General features: G+C 73.5%; 11 protein-coding genes. 6 read left to right on the top strand and 5 right to left on the bottom strand.

All coding sequences use genetic code 11. The features are described from left to right. Nucleotides 1-16 precede the first annotated feature (16 nt). Both C1N81_RS25255 and C1N81_RS25250 read right to left on the bottom strand, forming a co-directional pair. Nucleotides 17-1,672, bottom strand: coding sequence for an ATP-binding SpoIIE family protein phosphatase (locus C1N81_RS25255; protein ID WP_394432748.1), 1,656 nt, complete (start codon nt 1,670-1,672; stop codon nt 17-19). Nucleotides 1,673-1,925: 253 nt separating this feature from the next. Next, nucleotides 1,926-3,266: an NAD(P)/FAD-dependent oxidoreductase gene (locus C1N81_RS25250; RefSeq protein ID WP_394432746.1), complete on the bottom strand. Its 1,341-nt coding sequence runs from the start codon at nt 3,264-3,266 to the stop codon at nt 1,926-1,928. Nucleotides 3,267-3,692: 426 nt separating this feature from the next. On the opposite strand from C1N81_RS25250, the gene C1N81_RS25245 reads away from it, so the two are divergent. Both C1N81_RS25245 and C1N81_RS25240 read left to right on the top strand, forming a co-directional pair. Beyond that, nucleotides 3,693-4,481, top strand: a complete 789-nt coding sequence (locus C1N81_RS25245) for a TetR/AcrR family transcriptional regulator (protein ID WP_394432744.1) — start codon at nt 3,693-3,695, stop codon at nt 4,479-4,481. A gap of 318 nt (nt 4,482-4,799) precedes the next feature. Next, the gene (locus C1N81_RS25240; protein WP_394432742.1) at nt 4,800-6,716 is read left to right on the top strand and encodes a sigma-70 family RNA polymerase sigma factor; all 1,917 of its coding nucleotides are present in this window, start codon (nt 4,800-4,802) and stop codon (nt 6,714-6,716) included. 69 nt (nt 6,717-6,785) lie between these two features. Here the strand turns inward: C1N81_RS25240 and C1N81_RS25235 are convergent, their stop codons facing one another. Both C1N81_RS25235 and C1N81_RS25230 read right to left on the bottom strand, forming a co-directional pair. Further along, nucleotides 6,786-10,175: a BTAD domain-containing putative transcriptional regulator gene (locus tag C1N81_RS25235; RefSeq protein WP_394432741.1), complete on the bottom strand. Its 3,390-nt coding sequence runs from the start codon at nt 10,173-10,175 to the stop codon at nt 6,786-6,788. Between the two features lie 634 nt (nt 10,176-10,809). Next, nucleotides 10,810-12,909 carry an asparagine synthase-related protein gene (locus C1N81_RS25230; RefSeq protein ID WP_394432739.1) on the bottom strand — a complete coding sequence of 700 codons (2,100 nt, stop codon included), beginning with the start codon at nt 12,907-12,909 and terminating at the stop codon, nt 10,810-10,812. A gap of 606 nt (nt 12,910-13,515) precedes the next feature. Here C1N81_RS25230 and C1N81_RS25225 point away from each other — a divergent pair. The 4 genes from C1N81_RS25225 (at nt 13,516) to C1N81_RS25210 (ending at nt 18,559) form a co-directional block, all read left to right on the top strand. Beyond that, a complete protein-coding gene (locus tag C1N81_RS25225) occupies nt 13,516-14,937 on the top strand; it encodes an MFS transporter (RefSeq protein ID WP_394432737.1) in 1,422 nt (473 codons plus the stop codon). A gap of 88 nt (nt 14,938-15,025) precedes the next feature. Next, entirely contained in the window at nt 15,026-16,234 is a 1,209-nt protein-coding gene (lhgO, locus tag C1N81_RS25220; RefSeq protein WP_394432735.1) for an L-2-hydroxyglutarate oxidase, read from the top strand. Nucleotides 16,235-16,406: 172 nt separating this feature from the next. After that, complete coding sequence (gene trmB, locus C1N81_RS25215; RefSeq protein WP_394432733.1) at nt 16,407-17,180, top strand: tRNA (guanosine(46)-N7)-methyltransferase TrmB; 774 nt, start codon at nt 16,407-16,409, stop codon at nt 17,178-17,180. A gap of 74 nt (nt 17,181-17,254) precedes the next feature. Then, nucleotides 17,255-18,559, top strand: a complete 1,305-nt coding sequence (locus C1N81_RS25210) for a PrsW family intramembrane metalloprotease (RefSeq protein ID WP_394432731.1) — start codon at nt 17,255-17,257, stop codon at nt 18,557-18,559. Between the two features lie 18 nt (nt 18,560-18,577). Here the strand turns inward: C1N81_RS25210 and C1N81_RS25205 are convergent, their stop codons facing one another. Then, complete coding sequence (locus tag C1N81_RS25205; RefSeq protein ID WP_394432729.1) at nt 18,578-19,531, bottom strand: aldo/keto reductase; 954 nt, start codon at nt 19,529-19,531, stop codon at nt 18,578-18,580. Nucleotides 19,532-19,571 lie beyond the last annotated feature (40 nt).

Below are 19,571 nucleotides of genomic sequence, written 5' to 3'. Positions count from 1 at the left end.
CGGGTCCGGGCCGCGCTCATTCCTGAGCCGAACCGTTCGGCAGGACGAACTCGCACCACACCGCCTTGCCGCCGCCCGGCGTCCGGCGGGCGCCCCAGTTCGAGGCGATCGTGGCGACGATGGCGATACCGCGGCCCGTCTCGTCGGCGGGCTCGGCGCGGCGGCGGCGCGGGAGGTGGTCGTCCCCGTCGGTCACCTCGATGATCAGACGGCGGTCGGTGCGCCGCAGGCGCAGGCGCATCGGCGGGGTTCCGTGCTGCAGGGAGTTCGCGACGAGTTCGCTGGCGGCCAGGACGCCCAGGTCGTGCAGGTCGGTGGGGAAGCGCCAGCTGGTCAGGACGCCGGAGGCGAAGGCGCGGGCGCGGGGCGCGGCCTCGACGCCGCCGAGCAGTTCCAGGGCGGCGTTGCGGAAGCGCTCGCCGTCGGCGCCCTTGCGCGCCGGGTGCTGGAGGACCAGGACGGCGACGTCGTCGTCGTGGTCGGCGGTGACGCCCGCCGCACGGATCAGGCGGTCGCAGATCACCTGGGGCGTGCCGGTCGCCCCCGACAGGGCGTTCTCGAGCGACGCGATCCCCTCGTCGATGTCCTCGTCCCTGCGCTCCACCAGGCCGTCGGTGTACAGGACGGCGGTCGAGCCGGGGCCGAGCGGTACGGAGCCCGAGGTGTGCAGCCAGCCGCCCGTGCCGAGCGGTGGCCCCGTGGGTTCCTCGGCGCGGTGGATCGTTCCGTTCTCGTCGCGTACGAGGATGGGCAGGTGCCCGGCGGACGCGTAGACGAGGCGGCCCTCGTTCGGGTCGTGGACGGCGTAGACGCAGGTGGCGATCTGCTGCGGGTCGATCTCGATGGCGAGCCCGTCGAGCAGTTGCAGTACCTCGTGCGGAGGCAGGTCGAGGCGCGCGTAGGCGCGTACGGCGGTGCGGAGCTGGCCCATGACGGCCGCGGCGCGCACGCCCCGGCCCATCACGTCGCCGATGACGAGGGCCGTGCGGCCGCCGCCGAGGGTGATGACGTCGTACCAGTCGCCGCCGACCGCGGCCTCGGTGCCGCCGGGCTGGTAGGTGGCGGCGATGCGCAGGTCGTCGGGTTCCTCCAGCTCCTGTGGGAGCAGGGAGCGCTGGAGGGTGACGGCGGTGCGGCGCTGCTCGCGCTCGCTGGTGCGCAGCCGCTCGGCCGCCTCCGCGTGGTCGGTGACGTCGGCGGCGAAGACCAGGACGCCCGGCCCCTCGGCGGTGTCCAGCGGGGTGCAGGTGACGGTGTACGAGCGGCCCGCGGCGGTTCTGCGGGACTTGACCGTGCGGGGCTTGGCGCTGCGCAGCACCTGGTCGAGCAGGGGCAGCAGGCTCAGCTCGTCGAGTTCGGGCAGGGCGTCGCGGGCGGGTTCGCCGGCGGGGCGGTCGCCGAAGGCGGCCACGTACGCGTCGTTGACGTAGGCGATGCGGTGGTCGGGGCCGTGCACCAGGGCGACCAGGCCGGGGATGCGGTCGAGGACGGCGCGGACGGGCAGCTCGTCCACGCCGCCGCCCGTGCCGTCCTGACCGGGGTCGTCCGGCAGGTGCTCGGCGCGGGCCGCGGGCACGCCGCTCTCGCCTCGCGGGGTCAGGCCGTGTTCGGCCCGCGCTGCGGCGCGGCGCTGCGTTCCGGGGAGCCGGGCGCTCCAGCGCGTGAAGTTCACTGTGGGGCAAGCCTCGTGGGGTCGAGGGCGGGCGGCGGCGCCCGCCTGGGTTCGTGGACCAGTCTGGCCGACCGTACTGACAAACGTCAGATGGCGGTCCGACGGCGGGAGTTGGTGTGTCCCCCGGCCGGGACACTGGCTACGGCGTTCGAACACCGGTCAGGTCCTCGGTGGGCGGATCCGAGCGTGGGTGCGGGCGTCGGTCGTCGTCGCCGGTGTGCCGTGGGGGGACAGGGATGACGACCGGACGGGGTCAAGGAGTGTTCTTCGGGCTTCCGTTCGACGGTGGGGCAGGGTCCTCAGGGGGGATGGTTCCGGCCGCGAGTTCGAACTCGGCGCGCGGCCGCTCCAGCGAGCCGAGGGAGACGATCTCCCGCTTGAACAGCGCCGTGAGGGTCCATTCGGTCAGGACGCGGGCCTTCCGGTTGACGGTGGGCACCCTGCTGAGGTGGTAGACGCGGTGCATGAACCAGGCAGGGTAGCCCTTCAGCTTGCGTCCGTAGACGTGTGCGACACCTTTGTGGAGCCCCAATGAGGCGACGGATCCCGCGTACGCGTGCTCGTAGTCGGTGAGCGGCCGGCCGCTCAGGGACGCCGCCACATTGTCGGCGAGCGTCCTGGCCTGGCGTACCGCGTGCTGGGCGTTGGGCGCGCACACGGCGCCGGGTTCGGCCGAGCTGAGGTCGGGGACGGCGGCCGCGTCGCCCGCGCCCCACGCGTGCGGGGCGCCGTCCACGGCGAGGGTCGCGGCGCACTTCAGCCGTCCCCGGTCGGTCAGCGGCAGGTCGGTGGCGGCGAGCAGCGGGCTCGGTTTCACGCCGGCCGTCCACACGACCGTACGGGTGGGGAAGCGGGAGCCGTCGCTGAGGACGGCGGTGCGGTGCTCGCAGGATTCGAGACGGGTGCCCAGGCGGATGTCGACGTTGCGGCCGCGCAGTTCACGGATCGTGTACTGGCCCATTTCGGGGCCGACCTCCGGCAGGATCCGGTCGGACGCCTCCACGAGGATCCATTTCAGGTCGTCGGGTTTGACGTTGTGGTAGTGCTTCGCCGCGTACCGGGCCATGTCCTCCAGTTCGCCGAGCGCCTCCACGCCCGCGTAGCCGCCGCCGACGACGACGAAGGTGAGGGCCGCGTCGCGGACCGCCGGGTCGCGCGTGGACGAGGCGATGTCGAGCTGCTCGATGACGTGGTTGCGCAGGCCGATGGCCTCCTCGACCGTCTTGAAGCCGATGCCGTACTCGGCGAGGCCGGGGACCGGGAGCGTACGGGAGACGGAGCCGGGGGCCAGGACCAGTTCGTCGTAGGTGAGCGTGGCCGCGCCCGTGCCCTCGTCCTTGCTGGCCAGCGTGGTGTAGGCGGCCGTGCGCTTGGTGTGGTCGACGGAGAGCACCTCGCCGACGATCACATGGCAGTGCTCGAGGACGCTGCGCAGCGACACGACGACGTGGCGCGGGGAGATGGAACCGGCGGCGGCCTCGGGCAGGAACGGCTGGTACGTCATGTACGGGTCGGGCGTGATGACGACGATCTCCACGGCGCCGCTTCTGAGCTCCGCCTTGAGCTTCTTCTGGAGGCGAAGGGCGGTGTACATCCCGACGTAACCGCCGCCGACAACGAGAATGCGCGCAGGTTCCCTCACCCTCCCATGACGCACCGCCCTCAGGAGTTTGTCCACAGCCCCGGCAATTTGTGTGACAGGGCGCGGGTGCGCGCCCCGTTCGGGCGTGTCGCCCGGGAGTTCGGAAGATGCGCAGGTCAGCGCATGGGACGGGAGGAAACGCCCAAGGGGCATTAGGGGCGGAATCACCGCGTACCCCGTTCGAGGGACGCTCCGTGCGGAACCTAACCCTTCTGAATTGACCCCCGCTCAACTATGTTCGTGTGCTGTCGGGGTGTCGGGGGGATGCGCCGTCGGGCCGCAGGGGCGGCCCGGAAACGGCTGTTCTGTTCCCCACGTTCCGGCTGACAATGACGGGGAGTGTCTCCGGGGGGAGACGTCATTACCGGGGGAACACATATGCACATTCAGGAAACGCAATGGTCCTCAGCGTCCGCCGTCGCGCCCACGGGCGTCTCGGGTGGCGCGAGCGGGCGGGGGACGGGCGACGGTCCGCGCTCCACGTCGCTGCGGGTGGACGCGCAGCGCAACCTTGAGCACGTACTGCGCGCGGCCCGTGAGGTCTTCGGCGAGCTGGGGTACGGGGCGCCCATGGAGGACGTGGCGCGCCGCGCCCGCGTCGGTGTGGGCACGGTCTACCGGCGCTTCCCCAGCAAGGACGTACTGGTGCGACGCATAGCCGAGGAGGAGACGTCCCGGCTGACGGACCAGGCGCGTACCGCGCTCGGTCAGGAGGACGAACCGTGGTCGGCGCTCTCGCGCTTCCTGCGGACCTCGGTCGCCTCGGGCGCGGGCCGGCTGCTCCCTCCGCAGGTGCTGCGGGTGGGCGTCGCCGACGAGCGGTCCGAGGGCGTACGGGACGAGACACGCGTTCCCGAGCAGCGGAGCGGGGCGCCCGAACTGCGCCTCGTCGAGCAGCGGTCGAGCGTGCTCGACGCGGGTGTCGGTGCGGGTGTCGGTGCGGGTGTCGGTGCGGACGACACCGGGGCCGCGGCACTCCTCGAGGTCGTCGGGCGGCTCGTGGACCGCGCCCGTGCGGCCGGTGAGCTGCGCCCCGACGTGACGGTGTCGGACGTTCTGCTGGTGATCGCCACGGCGGCGCCCTCGCTGCCGGACGCGGCACAGCAGGCGGCGGCGTCGGCGCGACTGCTCGACATCCTTCTCGAAGGGTTGCGGTCTCGGCCGTAGGGCTGTCTCGGCCGTGGAGCTGTCTCGGCCATAGAGCTGTCTCGGCCGTGCGGCTGTCTCGGCCGTTTTGCGGGTTCTGGCCGTGGGTGGTGACGGGGCGATGTCTCGTTGCCGCTCACGGTCAACTGCCGGGCGCGGTGCGTCGGTTCTCACCGGTCCAACCGGGCGCGCATACCCCGTATGAGTGAACGGTAGTGCTCAGGTACGGCTCATCTCCACGGATGAGTGGTTGCTGTGCACGGGCCGGTCCCGCGGGCCTTCGGCGTGTCACTCTTTCCCGATGTTCGGGTCGGAGTGTGCGGGCGGGGGCTTTGCGCGATGAGCGTGGACGGGCGGGGCGAAGAGGACCCGGGTCAGCGGGAGGCTTTTGAGGCCCGTGAGGCCCGTGAGGCCCGTGAGGCCCGTGAGGCCCGTGAGGCCCGTGAGGCCCAAGGGGCCTCAGAGACCTCAGAGGTTCAGGAGGCCGACGTCTCCGTGCCGGCCCAGCGCGACGGCGGTCCGCCCGCCGACGCCGATCTCATCTCCCGGATGCGCTCCGGCGACGACAGCGCGTACGAGGAGCTGTACCGCCGGCACGCGGGCGCCGTCCGCCGCTACGCCCGTACCTGCTGCCGCGACGCGCACACCGCCGACGACCTGACGGCCGAGGTGTTCGCACGCATGCTCGGCGCCGTGCGCGGCGGCGGCGGACCCGAACACGCGGTCCGCGCCTATCTGCTCACCACCGTGCGCCGCGTCGCCGCGAACTGGACCAAGACCGCCCGGCGGGAACAACTGGTCGACGACTTCGCCGTGTTCGCCACCCAGGCCGCCCGGTCGAACGAGGTGTCCGACGACGACACCCTCGACCTCGGCGCCGACGTCCTCGCCATGCACGAGGCCGAACGATCCATGGCCATGCAGGCCTTCCGCTCGCTGCCCGAGCGCTGGCAGGCGGTCCTCTGGCACACCGAGGTCGAGGACGAGTCGCCCAGCGAGGTCGCCACCCTCTTCGGCCTCGACGCCAACGGCACCCGCGTCCTCGCCAAGCGCGCCCGCGAAGGGCTCAAGGAGGCCTACCTCCAGGCGCACGTCTCGGCCACCCTCATCGAGTCCGAGGAGTGCGCCCGCTACGCCGACCGGCTCGGTGCCTACGCGCGCGGCAGCCTCCGTACGCGCGCCGAGCGCGGCCTGCGCAAGCACATGGAGGAGTGCGCCAAGTGCCGCCTCGCGGCCGGGCAGATCAAGGAAGTCGCCAGCGGCATCCCGGGCGTCGTGCCGATCGCCGTCATCGGCTGGTTCGGCGCCGCCGGGTACGCGAAGGTGGCCGCGCTCATCGGCGGGGGCGGCGCCGGCGCGGCGGGCGCCGGGGCCGCCGCCGCGGCCAGCGGGAGCTCCTCCGGCGGCGGTGCGGCCGGCGGGGCCGCGGCCGAAGGGCTCGGGGCGCCCGCGAAGGCCGGGATCGCGGCGGGTGTCGTGGCCGCCGGGATCGCTGTCGCCGTCGCCATCGCGCTCGCCGGGGACCCGAAGGCCAAGGAGGAGGCGAAGGCGGAGAAGCCGCCGGTCTCGCAGCCGGTCCCGTCCGAGGTGCCCCCGGAGGAGCCGTCGGCCGCGTCCGAACCGGTACCCACGCCGCCACCGTCCTCGGCGCCCGCCTCCTCGCCGCCCTCGTCGCCGTCGCCGTCCACCGCGGCACCCGCTCCGGCTCCCGAGCGTTCGGCACCGTCCTCGTCCGCCGCGCCGGATCCGTCCCCGCCCCCGTCGACGCCCGCCTCCAAGGTGCCGGCCCCCGCGCCGACCACGCCCCGGCCCGCACCGCCGCCCGCCGTCTACCAGTGGAACGAGCTGAAGTACGGCATCACAGGCGACGGCACCGCGCCCGAGATGCGGCTCGGCGAGAGCAGCTGGGTGTGGCAGCGCTACGGCATGTCGATCGGCGGCAAGCGGTACGGGGGCGGGGTCTCCGTGCACGCCCGGTCCTCCGTCACCATCGACCTGAACCGCGCGTGCACCGCGTACGACGCCCACGCCGGGGTCGACGACATGACGCTCGGGCTCGGCGCCGCCCGGTTCTCCGTCTACGTCGACGGGGTGCGGGCCTGGACCTCACCGGTCGTCCGGGGGCGGGACGCGGCCGTGCCCGTGCATGTCGATCTCACCGGGCACAAGACGATCCGGCTGGTCGCCGAGCCCCGCGAGCCCTTCGGGGCGGTGGGGGTGGCGGACTGGGCGGAGTCGCGGTTCCGGTGCGGGTGAGTGTGGGTGGGTTTGGGCCAGTACGGGTGAGCTTGGCCTGTGTGCGGGTCAGCTTGGCCTATGTGCGGGTCAGCTTGGCTTGAGTGGGGGCAGTTCCCTCAGGATCTGGGCGTGGGTCAGCGCCGCGCCCGCCGTCTCCTCCGCCGCGTAGCGCTCCGCGCCCAGCTCCGCGCGGGCCCTCGCCGCCAGCGCCTCGTGTTCGCCCCGCTCCGGCATCGGACGCGGTGCGCCGCCGCGCAGCACATCGGACGCCGCGAACAGGCGGACCGCGCCCGCCACCTCGCCGCCGCGGGCCAACAGCTCCGCGCCGACATCGACCAGGCCCGCGATCACGATCTCCGAACAGCGTTCTAGCGCCGCCTCCCGCAACACGTCCCCGAGCAGTCTCAGGCCCGCCTCCGGGCCCTTCTCCGCCGCCGTGACGCGGGTGTCGGCCAGGCCGAGGGCCGCCGCGAACTGGGGCGGCGGTGTGCCCGCCAGCGTCGCCGCGCGGGCCCGCTCGCACAGCTCCCGCGCGCGGGCCACCTCCCCGTCCGCCAGCGCGAGCTGCGCCCGCAGCAGCGCGACGAACGCCGTCGTGTCCACCGTGCCGTGCTGCTCCGCCTCCTCGCTCGCCACGTCGAGCGCCTTCTCCGCCGTGTCCCGGTCGCCCTCGCGGTACGCGATCTCCGCCAGCCGTGCCCTCAGGAACGGTGTCTCCGCGTACGCCCCCACCTCATAGGCGAGGCGCAGCGCCTCCTCGAACTCGTCCTTCGCCTCCGCCAGGCGGCCACGCCCGATCGCGGCCTCCCCCGCCGCGCTGCAGACCTGCGCGCGCATCCAGCGGTCGCCCACCCTGCGGCTGATGTCGCGCAGCTCCAGCAGGTCGGCGTCGACCCCCTCCATGTTGCCCGGCATGTCGACGGCGGCGTGCGTACGGAACATCAGCGTCACGCCCAGCTCCCAGTCACCGCCGAAGCGGCGGCAGTTCTCGACCGCCGCGTCCAGTGCGCCGCGCACGTCCGGCCATTTGCCGCTGCCCATGAGGAACAGCGAGAACGGCCAGATGAGGCCGGGGAATCGGGCGCCGTGCGGGTTCGGCGGCTCGAACGCGGACCGCACCCGCTCGACGTACCTCGCGTCCTCCTCCGTGGTCAGCGCTTCCTGCGGGCGTGACTCGGCGAGCAGGAAGAGACTTAGCAGCCGCAGGTTCATCCGCGGCCAGTACATCGGGTCGTCCTGGTTGTTCTGGTCGTCCTGGTTGTTCTGGTCGTCCTGGTTGTTCTGGTCGTCCTGGTTGTTCTGGTCGTTCCCGGCCATGCGGTCCGGCATGATCCGCTCGATCGCCTCGACCCACGCGCCGCCCTCGTGGCGGTAGTTGCGCAGCCACCAGAACCAGCCCATGTCCAGGGCCACCGCGATCGCGCTCTCCTCGTCCAGGAGGGCCGAGTCGCTCGTCGCGCGCGCCAGCGCCACCCGGATGTTGTCCAGCTCCGTCTCCAGGCGGTCGATCCACGGGAGCTGCTCGCCGGAGCGCAGCTTCGGTGCCGCCTGTGCGACCAGGTCGCGTACGTGAGCGAGGTGGCGGCGTTGCGCCGCCGAGCGCAGGGCCGGGGTTTCCGCGGCGCGTTCCGACGCGTACTCGTGGATCGTTTCCAGCATGCGGTAGCGCATGGTCGTGGGGGCGGAGGGGGGTGGTGCGGGGTTCTGTCCGATCGGGTTGTTCTGGCTTGCCTGGTTCTTCTGGCTTGCCTGGTTCTTCTGGCTTGCCTGGCTGTTATGCCTTGCCTGGTTGTTCTGCTCCTGCGGTGCCGTCGCCACCAGCAAGGACTTGTCCACCAGCGCGCCGATCGTGTCCGCGGCCGTGCCCCCGTCGCCGCAGACCGCCTCCGCCGCCTCCAGGTCCCAGCCGCCCGCGAACACCGACAGCTCGCGCAGCGCCGCGCGCTCCCGCTCCTCCAGCAGCTCCCACGACCAGTCCACCACCGCGCGCAACGTCTGCTGGCGCGGCAGGACCGTGCGGCTCCCGCTCGTCAGCAGGCGGAACCTGTCGTCCAGGCGGTCCGCGATCTGGCGCGGCGTGAGCAGCCGCAGCCGCGCCGCCGCAAGCTCGATGGCCAGCGGCAACCCGTCCAGGCGACGGCAGATCTCCGCGACCGCCGCCCTGTCGCGGTCCAGGTCGAAGGCCGGGCTCACCGCCCGCGCGCGCTCCGTGAACAGACGGTGCGCCGGGTCCGGGGGCAGCGGCTCCACCGGGCGCACCGACTCACCCGGCACGCCCAGAGGTTCGCGGCTCGTCGCCAGGATCCGCACGTTCGGGCAGTGCGTCAGGAGCGTCTCCGCCAGCCGCGCCGCCGCGTCGATCACGTGCTCACAGTTGTCCAGCAGCAGGAGCAGGCTGCGGTGCGCGCAGTGCTCAATCAGGAGCGCCGTCGGGTCGTCCTGCGGGCCCGACGACATCTCGCTCGTCATCAGGACCGTCTCGCGCAGGCGCAGCGCGCTGACGACCGCGCCCGGGACGGCCTTCGGGTCGTCGAGCGGGGCCAGCTCCACCAGCCAGGCGTTCGGGAGCGGGGCGGCGCTCTCCTCGGCCAGGCGGGTCTTGCCGGAGCCGCCCGGGCCCGTGAGGGTGACGAGGCGTGCGGCTCGTAGGTCTGAACGGATGGCGGCCAGTTCGGGTTCCCGGCCCACGAAAGAGGTCAGGCGGGGGCGGAGGTTGCCGGTCTGGGAGGTGGGGGCCGGTCCCGCCGGGGGTGCGGGCCGCTTCTCCGTCAGCAACTCCGCGTGCAGCGCCCTCAGTTCAGGGCCCGGGTCCGCGCCCAAACCCTCCGCCAGCGTGCGGCGGGTCTCCTCGTACGCCCGCAGCGCGTCCGCGTTCCGGCCCGCGTCCCTCAGGGCACTGATCAGCAGTACGTGCAGGGGTTCGTCGTACGGGTGCGCCGTGGTCAGTTCCCGCAACTCCGGTACGACGTCCGCGGCGCGGCCCAGACGGAGGTCCGCGGTCACGCGCGCGCGGGTCGCTTCCAAGCGGTGGGCCTCCGGGCGGGTGGCCGCCGTGTGGTCCGGGAGGTCGGCCAGGGCGGGGCCGCGCCACAGGGCCAATGCCTCGCGCAGAATGCGGGCGGCCGAGGTCGGGTCGCCTGCGGCCAAAGCGTCCGTGCCCTCGCGGACCAGACCCTCGAAGACGTACAGGTCGATGTCGGCGCGGGTCGCCGCGAGGCGGTAGCCGCCGGTCTCCGAGGTGATCGCGTCCCTGCCCAGGGCTCGGCGCAGGCGGCCTACGAGGGCCTGGAGGGCGGCCGGGGCGTCGGCGGGCGGGGAGTCGGCCCAGACGTCGTCGATGAGGGCGTCCGTGGGGGCCGTGCGGGGGGTGTGCAGGGCCAGCGATGTGAGCAGGGCGCGGAGACGGGGGCCGCCCACGGCTATGGGCGCACCCGCGTCGTCGTGGGCCTGGGTCGCCCCCAGGATGGAGTACTGCACCTCGGCATTGTCGCTGGTTCGGGGCGGTGGGTGCGCCTGCTTTTGGGGTGGGCCGGGGGTGGGCCACGAGACCGCGCCACTGACGCGCCAGGGCGCTGGGGTGCGCCGCCTGTCGTGTCGTGGGGCGGGGCCGCGCTACGAACACGCCAGGGCGCTGGGGTGCGCCGCCTGTTGTGTCGTGGGGCGGGGCCGCGCTACGAACATGCAGGGCGCTGGGGTGCGCCGCCCGTCGTGTCGTGGGGCGGGGCCGCGCCGGGGTACCTCCTCGGCCGGATAGGCCTCATCCCCCTCCGTCCGCCATAGGCGCGTCATCCTGGACTGCATTCCCGCGGAGTCCTGCGGGGGCACCCCGACACGTCCCCTCCCGTCGAGACGCGAGTGCACCCCGGTGCCCCGTCCGGTCACCGACTAAAGCCCACCCCGCCCCGCCCCGCCTTGGGCAATCTGCCGCCATGGGCGGCAGGGTGGGCAAGGCGGCACCCCAGCGCCGGGGAACCGGGTAATCAGGGCCGCGCACGGGTGCAGCCCGCCTTGCGTCGCGCTGGGCGCCGATGTGGACAGGCCCGTACGGGAATTCCGGCAACCCCAGCGGAGCTCAGCCGCAGAAGCAGGCCCGCACAAAATCCCGAGAAACCTAGCGGAGCGGACCCGCTCCGAGTGCCCGGTCCGGCACCACGCTCCCCGTAGGGACCGCGCGGGCCCGCGCTGGCGTGCCGGTCCAGCATGTGCCGCGCCGCGCGAGCAGGCGCCGTAGCCACAGTTCGAGGGCGACGAGGTCGGCGAGGCCGTCCAGGGGCAGGGGTTCGCCGTCCGCGGCCGCGCGGAGCGCCTTGCGGACCGTGCGGGCTTCGATCAGCCCCGTCTGGGCAAGGAGCGGCGTGTCGAAGAGGGCGATGAGGCGGTCGGCCGAGACCCGTAGCCCTGTCCGGGCAGCCGCCGCCGAGGACGCGTGGGAGGGCGCGCCCCAGCCCGGCGGCAGGTCCGCGACGCCCGCGCCTTCCAGCACCGTCCGCAGGATCGACGCGCGGGCGCCCGGCTGCACACGGAGCGCTTCGGGAAGCACGCGGCAGGCGCGGACCACCTGGTTGTCGAGGAACGGCGCGTGCAGCCGCTGGAAGCGGATCTCCGCGGCCTGTTCGAGGATGCGGAGGTCCGCGGCGTGGCGGGCCAGGGCGGCGCGGGCCCGGAACTCGCCGGGGCGCTGGGCGTGGCCGGTGCCCGGCCGGGTCGTCCCCACTTGCAGGCGAACCGATACTTCTGCGAGGGCCTCACCGGTCAGCCAGCGCGCGGCGGGGCCGGGCCTGGCCCAGTTCAGCGCGGCGAGGGACGCTCCGACGGGGCCGCCGGGCTCGTCGAAGCTGCGGTGGATGAGGCGGTCGGCGAGATGGGCGAGGCCCGCCTTGTAGGGCGTACGGGCCAGTTTGCGGGCCGCGCCGTACACGCGCGCGGGCACCGCGAGCGAGCCGCCGTCCGCCTTGGTGAGCGCAGCCATGGGGCGGACCATGTGGCGGCGGCGACGGTCCATGAGGAGGTCGGTGAGGCGGGCGGGGTGCGCGTCGAGGACCTGGCGCGCCCCGTACCCGGTGAAGTGGTCAGCGCTGCCGGAGGCGAGGCGTGCGCGGTGCCGGGCCGCCGTGACGAGGACGGCGCTCGGTTCGTCCGTGAGCGGGCCGTCCAGGTCGGCGTAGGGGAGCGCCTCCTCGCCCGCCGCCACCACCACGTGGTGCAGGCGGGGGTTGGCCGCGATCGCTCCCGCCCGTTCCAGCTCTGCCTCGCGCGTGGCCGTCGTGGAGGAGATGTCGTTGAAGGTGACGGCGAGGAGGCGTTCGCCTGCTCCGGTGCCGTGGCCCAGGACCGTGCCGGGCATCCCGGGCAGGCCCGCCGCAAGGAGCGCCAGCGTGCCGGACGCCGGGCCGCCCGAGAGGTCCGCTCCGATGCCGGGTACGGGCATCCCGCGCGCGGCCCGGCGTTCGGCCGGGCCCATGCCCGGTACGGGGCCAGGGTCGAGGTCGGTGCCGGGTACGTGGCGGGGTGCGGCGAGCCGGGCCCGTACCGCGTCCACGAGGGCGTCCCGTACGCCCGCCACGGCCGTGTCCGGGTCCACCGGCGCCGCGCCCACCGCCAGGGACGCCACCGCCTCGTAGCCGGCGATCTCGCGGGCGCCCGCGCGCAGGATCAGCGCGTGGCCGGGCGGGATGCGGCGTACGCCCTCGTACGGTGTGGAGTCCTGGAGCGCCTCGGGGACGTCGGGGGTGGCGAGCAGCGCGGCGAGGTGGCCGACGTCCAGGTGCGCCTCGATGAGGTCGGCGAGGGGCAGGGCGGCGGTCGCGTAGGCCGTGCCGCCGGCCCAGGGCGTGTAGAAGACCGGCCGTGCGCCCGCCACGTCGCCGATGACCATGACGCGGCGGCCCACCTGGACCACGGCCGTGTAGCTGCCGGGCCAGTTGGTGAGGTGGCGCAGTGCGCCCCCGCGCGCCGTGAGGAGACCCAGGCGGAGTTGTTCGTCGGTGGCTCCGCACACGCCGAGGACGGCGATGCGTGTCTGATCGTCGACCTTCACCATGCGTACTTCGTCGGGGCGCCAGTCGCCGACCGCCCAGAGCGGGTCCGGGTCGCCCCACAGGAGGTGCGAGCCGACCGGATGTACCGTTTCGCCGTCCGCTCCGTAGGCTCCCGCGGACTCGAAGGCAAGGGGCCCCGCGGTGGTACTGCTCCACCCCACCAACCACCGCATCGCCGCCTCCACACGCTGTGGACAACCCAAGGGCTCTACATGCTGCCACGAAGGAGGCGGGACAGAGGGGGCAAGCAGGGAGCGAGCCATGCTGCGCGCTCCCCCCAATGCGCCCCTTTCGAGCCGTGGTTGAACCGCCGCACCACCACGGAGGGGAAGAATTACGGGGGCGAGTTTCGGCCAAATCAGCCGCCGGTGGCCGGAGCCGGACACCCCGCTTCGGCCACAGCGCGCAACGCACGGTCCGGGAGGCACCCATCGCCTCCCGGACCGGTCCGCCGCCCGCGGGGATGTAGGCGGCGGTGTCCCCCAGCCCACTGGATCCAGTACAGCGGGCCGACCCACGCAGTTCTCATCGAAGCGCTCCTCCTGTGCGCAAGTAAGAGCGCACACGCAGGCGCACGGCGCCACAACCGGAGCACACGGTCACAGGGCGTGGCGTGCGCCGTCCCTTGGCCCGAACAAGAATCCCGCCATCCGGATCTGCGCCACTTAACGCTTGGGATTCGGCGAACTACGCTGGGTGTACGAATGCCGCGCGGTTATGCCAGTCCAGAGGGCCGGCGAGGTGGTGCAGCGGCAGCCGTCTGGGTCGAGGGGTGGCGCATGTCCAGGGAGCTACGCGGACCGAACGAGAAGCTCGGCGCCGTTCTCGCCCTCGCGGGAATCAGCAACGCGGGACTGGCGAGGCGCGTCAACGACCTGGGCGCGCAGCGCGGGTTGACCCTTCGCTACGACAAGACCTCGGTGGCGCGCTGGGTGTCCAAGGGCATGGTGCCGCAGGGCGCCGCCCCGCACCTCATCGCCGCCGCCATAGGGCAGAAGCTCGGCCGGCCCGTGCCGCTGCACGAGATCGGCCTCGCCGACGCCGACCCCGCGCCGGAGGTGGGGCTCGCGTTCCCGCGCGACGTCCGCGCGGCGGTGAAGGCCGCCACCGAGCTGTACCGGCTCGACCTCGCCGGGCGCAGAGCGGGCAGCGGCGGCATCTGGCAGTCGCTGGCCGGATCGTTCGCGGTGAGCGCGTACGCGACGCCCGCCTCACGATGGCTGATAACCCCGGCCGATTCGTCGGTCGCGCGTGAGGCGCATCTCAGCGAGGAGGGCTCGCCGCAGAAGGTGGGCCACAGCGACGTGGTGAAGCTGCGGGAGGCCGCGCAGGACGCGCGGCGCTGGGACTCCAAGTACGGCGGCGGGGACTGGCGTTCGTCGATGGTCCCCGAGTGCCTGCGGGTCGAGGCTGCGCCGCTGCTGCTCGGTTCCTATTCCGACGATGTGGGGCGCTCACTGTTCGGCGCCTCGGCCGAACTGACGCGGCTCGCCGGATGGATGGCCTTCGACACCGGGCAACAGGAGGCCGCTCAGCGGTACTACATCCAGGCGCTGCGGCTCGCGCGGGCCGCGGCGGACGTGCCCCTCGGCGGGTACGTGCTCGCCTCCATGTCACTTCAAGCCACGTATCGCGGCTTCGGGGACGAGGGGGTCGACCTCGCGCAGGCCGCCGTGGAGCGCAACCGCGGGCTCGCCACCGCCCGCACCATGAGCTTCTTCCGGCTCGTCGAGGCACGCGCGCACGCACGCGCGGGTGACGCGCAGGCGGCGGGCGCCGCCTTACGGGCCGCCGAAGGGTGGCTCGAGCGCTCGCGCGAGGGCGACAGCGACCCCTCCTGGCTGGGCTTCTACTCCTACGACCGGTTCGCCGCGGACGCCGCCGAGTGCTACCGGGACCTGAAGGCGCCGCGCCAGGTGCGCAGGTTCACCGAGCAGGCCCTCTCCCGGCCCACCGAGGAGTTCGTGCGCTCGCACGGGCTGCGCCTCGTCGTGTCCGCCGTCGCCGAACTGGAGTCGGGCAACCTGGACGCCGCCTGCGAGCAGGGCACCCGCGCCCTGGAGGTCGCGGGCCGCATCTCCTCCGCGCGGACCACCGAGTACGTGCGGGACCTGCTGCACCGCCTCGAACCGTACGGCGACGAGCCGCGGGTGGCCGAGCTGCGGGAGCGGGCCCGTCCGCTGCTGATGGCACCGGCGTGATCCGGACGCTCGCAGGGGCCCGGACCCCAAGTCCCGCATGGATTGTCAGTGCTGTCGGGCAAGATGCAGGACATGGAGGTGAGGCCCGGTGAGCGTGCTCGCGTATGACGGGGATGTGCTGGTGATCGGTGGCGGCATCGTCGGGCTCGCCACGGCCTATGCCGTCTCCCGCGCCGCTCCGGGCACGCGCGTCGTCGTCCTGGAGAAGGAGGCGGGCCCGGCCCGGCACCAGACGGGGCGCAACAGCGGCGTGATCCACAGCGGGATCTACTACCGGCCCGACTCGCTCAAGGCGCGGTTCGCGGTGCGCGGGGCCGCCGAGATGGTCAAGTTCTGCGCCGAGTACGGGATCGCGCACGCGGTCACCGGAAAGCTCATCGTCGCCACCGAGCGGGACGAGCTGCCGCGCCTGCACGCCCTGGCCCAGCGCGGCCGGGAGAACGGGATCGCGGTGCGCGAGCTCGGTCCCGCGCAGATCCAGGAGTACGAGCCGGAGGTGCGCGGCCTCGCCGCCATCCATGTCGCCAGCACCGGTATCGCCGACTACCGCGCGGTCGCCCGCCACCTCGCCGAGGCGTCCGGCGCCGAGATCCGCTACGGGGCGGACATCGTGCAGATCGACCGGCGGCCCGAGCGGGGCGTCGCCGTGCGGACCGCCGCCGGGGACGTCGTGCGCGGCAAGGCCCTGGTGAACTGCGCGGGGCTCCAGTGCGACCAGGTCGCCCGCCTCACCGGGGACGACCCGGGGATGCGCATCGTGCCGTTCCGCGGCGAATACTTCGACCTGGCCAGACCCGACCTGGTGCGCGGCCTCGTCTACCCGGTGCCCGATCCGGCGTTCCCGTTCCTCGGGGTGCATCTGACGCGCGGCATCGAGGGCTCGGTCCACGTCGGGCCGAACGCGGTGCCGGCGCTGGCCCGCGAGGGCTACGACTGGGCGACCGTCCGCCCCCGCGAGCTGGCGGGGACGCTCGCCTGGCCCGGCTCCTGGCGCATCGCCCGGCGCCACTGGCGGTACGGGGCGGGCGAATTGCGGCGCTCCGCGTCCAAGCGCGCCTTCACCGACGCGGTACGCCGCCTGGTGCCCGCCGTCACGCCTGACGACCTGGTGCCCTCGCCCGCCGGGGTGCGCGCGCAGGCGGTACTGCGCGACGGCACGCTCGTCGACGACTTCCTGATACGCGAAGGGGCCCGCACGGTCCATGTGCTGAACGCGCCGTCGCCCGCCGCGACCGCGTCCCTGCCCATCGGCAGGGAAGTGGCCCGCCGGGCGCTCGCCGCGCTGAGCGCGGCCTAGCCTCCTGTTCCGGTGGGGGGCCGCCCCGGCCGCCGGAGTGGGGCCGCGCGGGTGCTCCCCATGCGCCGCGCGGGTGCTCCCCGTACGCCACGCGGGTGCTCCCCCTACGCCGGGCAGGGGCGCCCCGGGGCGGAGCCGTCGCCGGGCGCGGACCACGTAAAATCGCCCCACTGTGTCTGAGTCCGAGAGCCCCCAGAACCCCGCCCCGCCCGCGCGCCCGAACGAGCCGCGGTTCCCGGACGGGCCCAAGCCCGACCCCGCCGGGTCGCACTTCGAGCGGCGCATCCGCAGCTTCCAGCCGCGCCGCAGCCGGGTCACCACCGCGCAGGCCGACGCCTTGCAGCGGCTGTGGCCGAAGTGGGGCCTCGACATCGACGGGCAGCGGGTGCTCGACCTCGCGGAGATGTTCCCCGGCGTCGACCGCGTCGTCCTGGAGATCGGCTTCGGCATGGGCGAGGCCACGGCGCGGATGGCGGCGGACGATCCGACGACCGGCATCCTCGCCGTCGACGTCCACACCCCCGGCCAGGGCAACCTGCTCGGCCTCGCCGACCGCGGCGGCATGACGAACGTACGGGTGGCCAACGGCGACGCGATCATCCTGCTGCGCGCGATGCTCCCCGACGACAGCCTCGACGGGCTGCGCGTCTACTTCCCCGACCCCTGGCCGAAGAAGCGCCACAACAAGCGGCGCCTCATCCAGCCGGAGTTCCTCTCCCAGGTCGCCGGGCCGCTCAAGCCGGGCGCGCTCGTGCACTGCGCGACGGACTGGGAGGAGTACGCGGAGCAGATGCTCGAGGTGCTCACCGCCCATCCCGACTACGAGAACACGCAGGCGGACGGCGGGTACGCGCCGAGGCCCGACTTCCGGCCGCTGACCCGCTTCGAGGGTCAGGGCCTGAAGAAGGGGCATGTGGTGCACGACCTGCTGTTCCGGCGCCGGTAGCGGGTTTCGGCCACCCGGCAGGAGCCGGGCCCGGCCCCGTCGCGGCGCCGCGCATCCCTCGTTAGGGTCAATGAGTGGCCTCGTACCCCAGTAGTCCGCCGCACCAGGACCACGCCCCCGGCCCCCGGCCGCACGGCGCGGTCCCGCATCCGCGCTGGTGGGAGCGGAGGGGTGTACGGGCCACCGCGCTGGCCACGCTGCTCGCGGTGTCCGGTGCCGTCATCGCGGCCCTGGTCCGGGAGCAGACCGGCACGGAGGGGTTCCTGGTCGGGCTGGGCCTGGCCCTGGTGCCCGTGCCGCTGCTCATAGCGGCGTTCCGCTGGCTGGACCGGGTGCAGCCGGGCCCCTGGCGGAACCTGGTCTTCTCCTTCGCCTGGGGCGCCTGCGCGGCGGCCCTGATAGCGATCGTCGCGAACAGTTTCGCGACCCGGTGGATAGAGACCGCCACCGCCGACCCGACCGGCGCCGACACCCTCGGTGCCACCGTCATAGCCCCCGTCGTCGAGGAGAGCGCGAAGGCCGCCGCCGTGCTGCTGGTCTTCCTCTTCCGCAGACGTGACTTCACCGGGGTCGTCGACGGTGTCGTCATCGCCGGGGTCACCGCGACCGGCTTCGCCTTCACCGAAAACATCCTCTACCTGGGCAACGCCTTCGGCACCGACCAGCTCACCGGAACCGGCCCCGGCCTCTCCTCGGTGACGGCGGCGACCTTCTTCGTCCGCGTCGTCATGTCACCGTTCGCGCATCCGCTCTTCACCGTGCTCACCGGCATCGGCTTCGGAATCGCCGCCGTCCTCGCCCCCGAGCGCGGCAAGGTGCGCCGCGTCCTGCTGCCGCTCGCCGGGCTGCTCGTCGCGATGGCCATGCACGCCTTCTGGAACGGCTCGTCGTCCTTCGGCGAGTACGGCTTCTTCGCTGTGTACGCGGCTTTCATGGTTCCCGCGTTCGGGCTCGTCACCTGGCTCGCGATCTACCTCCGCCATCGCACATTGCGCACCGTGCGCACCGAACTCGCCGTGTACGTGGGCGCGGGATGGCTGGCCCCGCCCGAGCCCTTCGCCCTCGGCTCGCTCAAGGCGCGCCGCCTGGCCAGGGAGTTCGCCGCGCACTACGGCGGCAAGGAGGCCGAGCGGGCGGTCACCGAGTACGAGGCGTACGCGACCTCGCTCGCGCTCCTGCGGCACCGGGGCCGCAAGGGCGGGGCCGGCGCCGACTTCGTCGTACGGGAGCGGGCGCTGCTCGACAAGCTGTGGGAGCGGCGCCCCTACGCGCGCGCCGCACTGGCGTACGCGTCCCAGGTCGCCGCCCCCATGTGGCGTCCGCCGATGTACGCGGCGCCGATGGCGCCCGGCACCGCGTACCACCCGTACCGCTACTGACCGGTCCGGAGCGCAGGCTCAGGCGGAGGCGTCCGTGAGGCGGGTGACCTCTTCGTCCGTCAGGGTCAGGTCCGCCACCGCGAGCAGTGCGGGCAGCTGCTCCACCGTGCGCGCGGACGCGATCGGCGCGGTCACGGTGGGCTGCGCGGCGAGCCAGGCGAGGGCGACGGTGGCGATCTCGGCGCCGTGCGCCTGGGCGATCTCGTCGAGGGCGGCGAGGACCTTCTGGCCGCGCTCGGTCTCCAGGTGCTTGGCCGCACCGCCCGCGCGCTGGCTGTCCACGCGGACGCCGGGCCGGTACTTGCCGGTCAGGAAGCCGGAGGCGAGGGCGTAGTACGGGACGGCGGCGAGCCCCGCGCGGGAGGCGATGTCCTGGCGGCGGCCCTCGTAGGTGTCGCGGGAGACGAGGTTGTAGTGCGGCTGGATGGCGACGTAGCGGGCGACGCCCTCGCGGTCGGAGAAGTCGAGGGACTCCTGGAGGCGGTCGGTCGAGATGTTGGAGACGGCGATGTCGCGCACCTTGCCGGCCTTCACCAGCTCGTCGAGCGCGCCGATGATCTCCTCGACGGGGACGGTCTCGTCGTCGAAGTGCGTGTAGTACAGGTCGATGTAGTCGGTGCCGAGGCGGCCGAGGGAGGCGTCGGCGGCGGCCTTGATGTTGCTGCCGCGCAGGCCCATGAAGTCGGGGTGCCTGCCGACCTTGGTGGCGACGACGACGTCGTCGCGGTTGCCGCGCGCCTTGAGCCACTTGCCGATGATCGTCTCCGACTCACCGCCGTGGTTGCCCTCGATCCAGGCCGAGTACGAGTCGGCGGTGTCGATGAAGTTGCCGCCGCCGGCGGTGTAGGCGTCGAGCACGTCGAAGGACGTGGCCTCGTCGGCGGTCCAGCCGAACACGTTGCCGCCGAGGGCGAGGGGGAAGATCTCCAGGTCGGAGGAGCCGAGCTTGCGCAGGGGGGAGGAAGAAGTCATGCCTTCATTCAACGCCCCCGCGGAAGCGAGTGTTCCGTCA

It is taken from the genome of Streptomyces sp. SGAir0957 (assembly GCF_043523415.1).
Note: the sequence above shows the minus strand (reverse complement) of the source record. Positions and strands in the feature narration are given on the sequence as shown.

Coding starts and splice junctions, on each gene's coding strand:
- C1N81_RS25240 (WP_394432742.1), top strand. CDS start 4,800: ATGAGCGTGGACGGGCGGGGCGAAGAGGACCCGGGTCAGCGGGAGGCT.
- C1N81_RS25230 (WP_394432739.1), bottom strand. CDS start 12,909: ATGCGGTGGTTGGTGGGGTGGAGCAGTACCACCGCGGGGCCCCTTGCC.
- C1N81_RS25225 (WP_394432737.1), top strand. CDS start 13,516: ATGTCCAGGGAGCTACGCGGACCGAACGAGAAGCTCGGCGCCGTTCTC.
- C1N81_RS25250 (WP_394432746.1), bottom strand. CDS start 3,266: ATGTACACCGCCCTTCGCCTCCAGAAGAAGCTCAAGGCGGAGCTCAGA.
- C1N81_RS25245 (WP_394432744.1), top strand. CDS start 3,693: ATGCACATTCAGGAAACGCAATGGTCCTCAGCGTCCGCCGTCGCGCCC.
- C1N81_RS25205 (WP_394432729.1), bottom strand. CDS start 19,531: ATGACTTCTTCCTCCCCCCTGCGCAAGCTCGGCTCCTCCGACCTGGAG.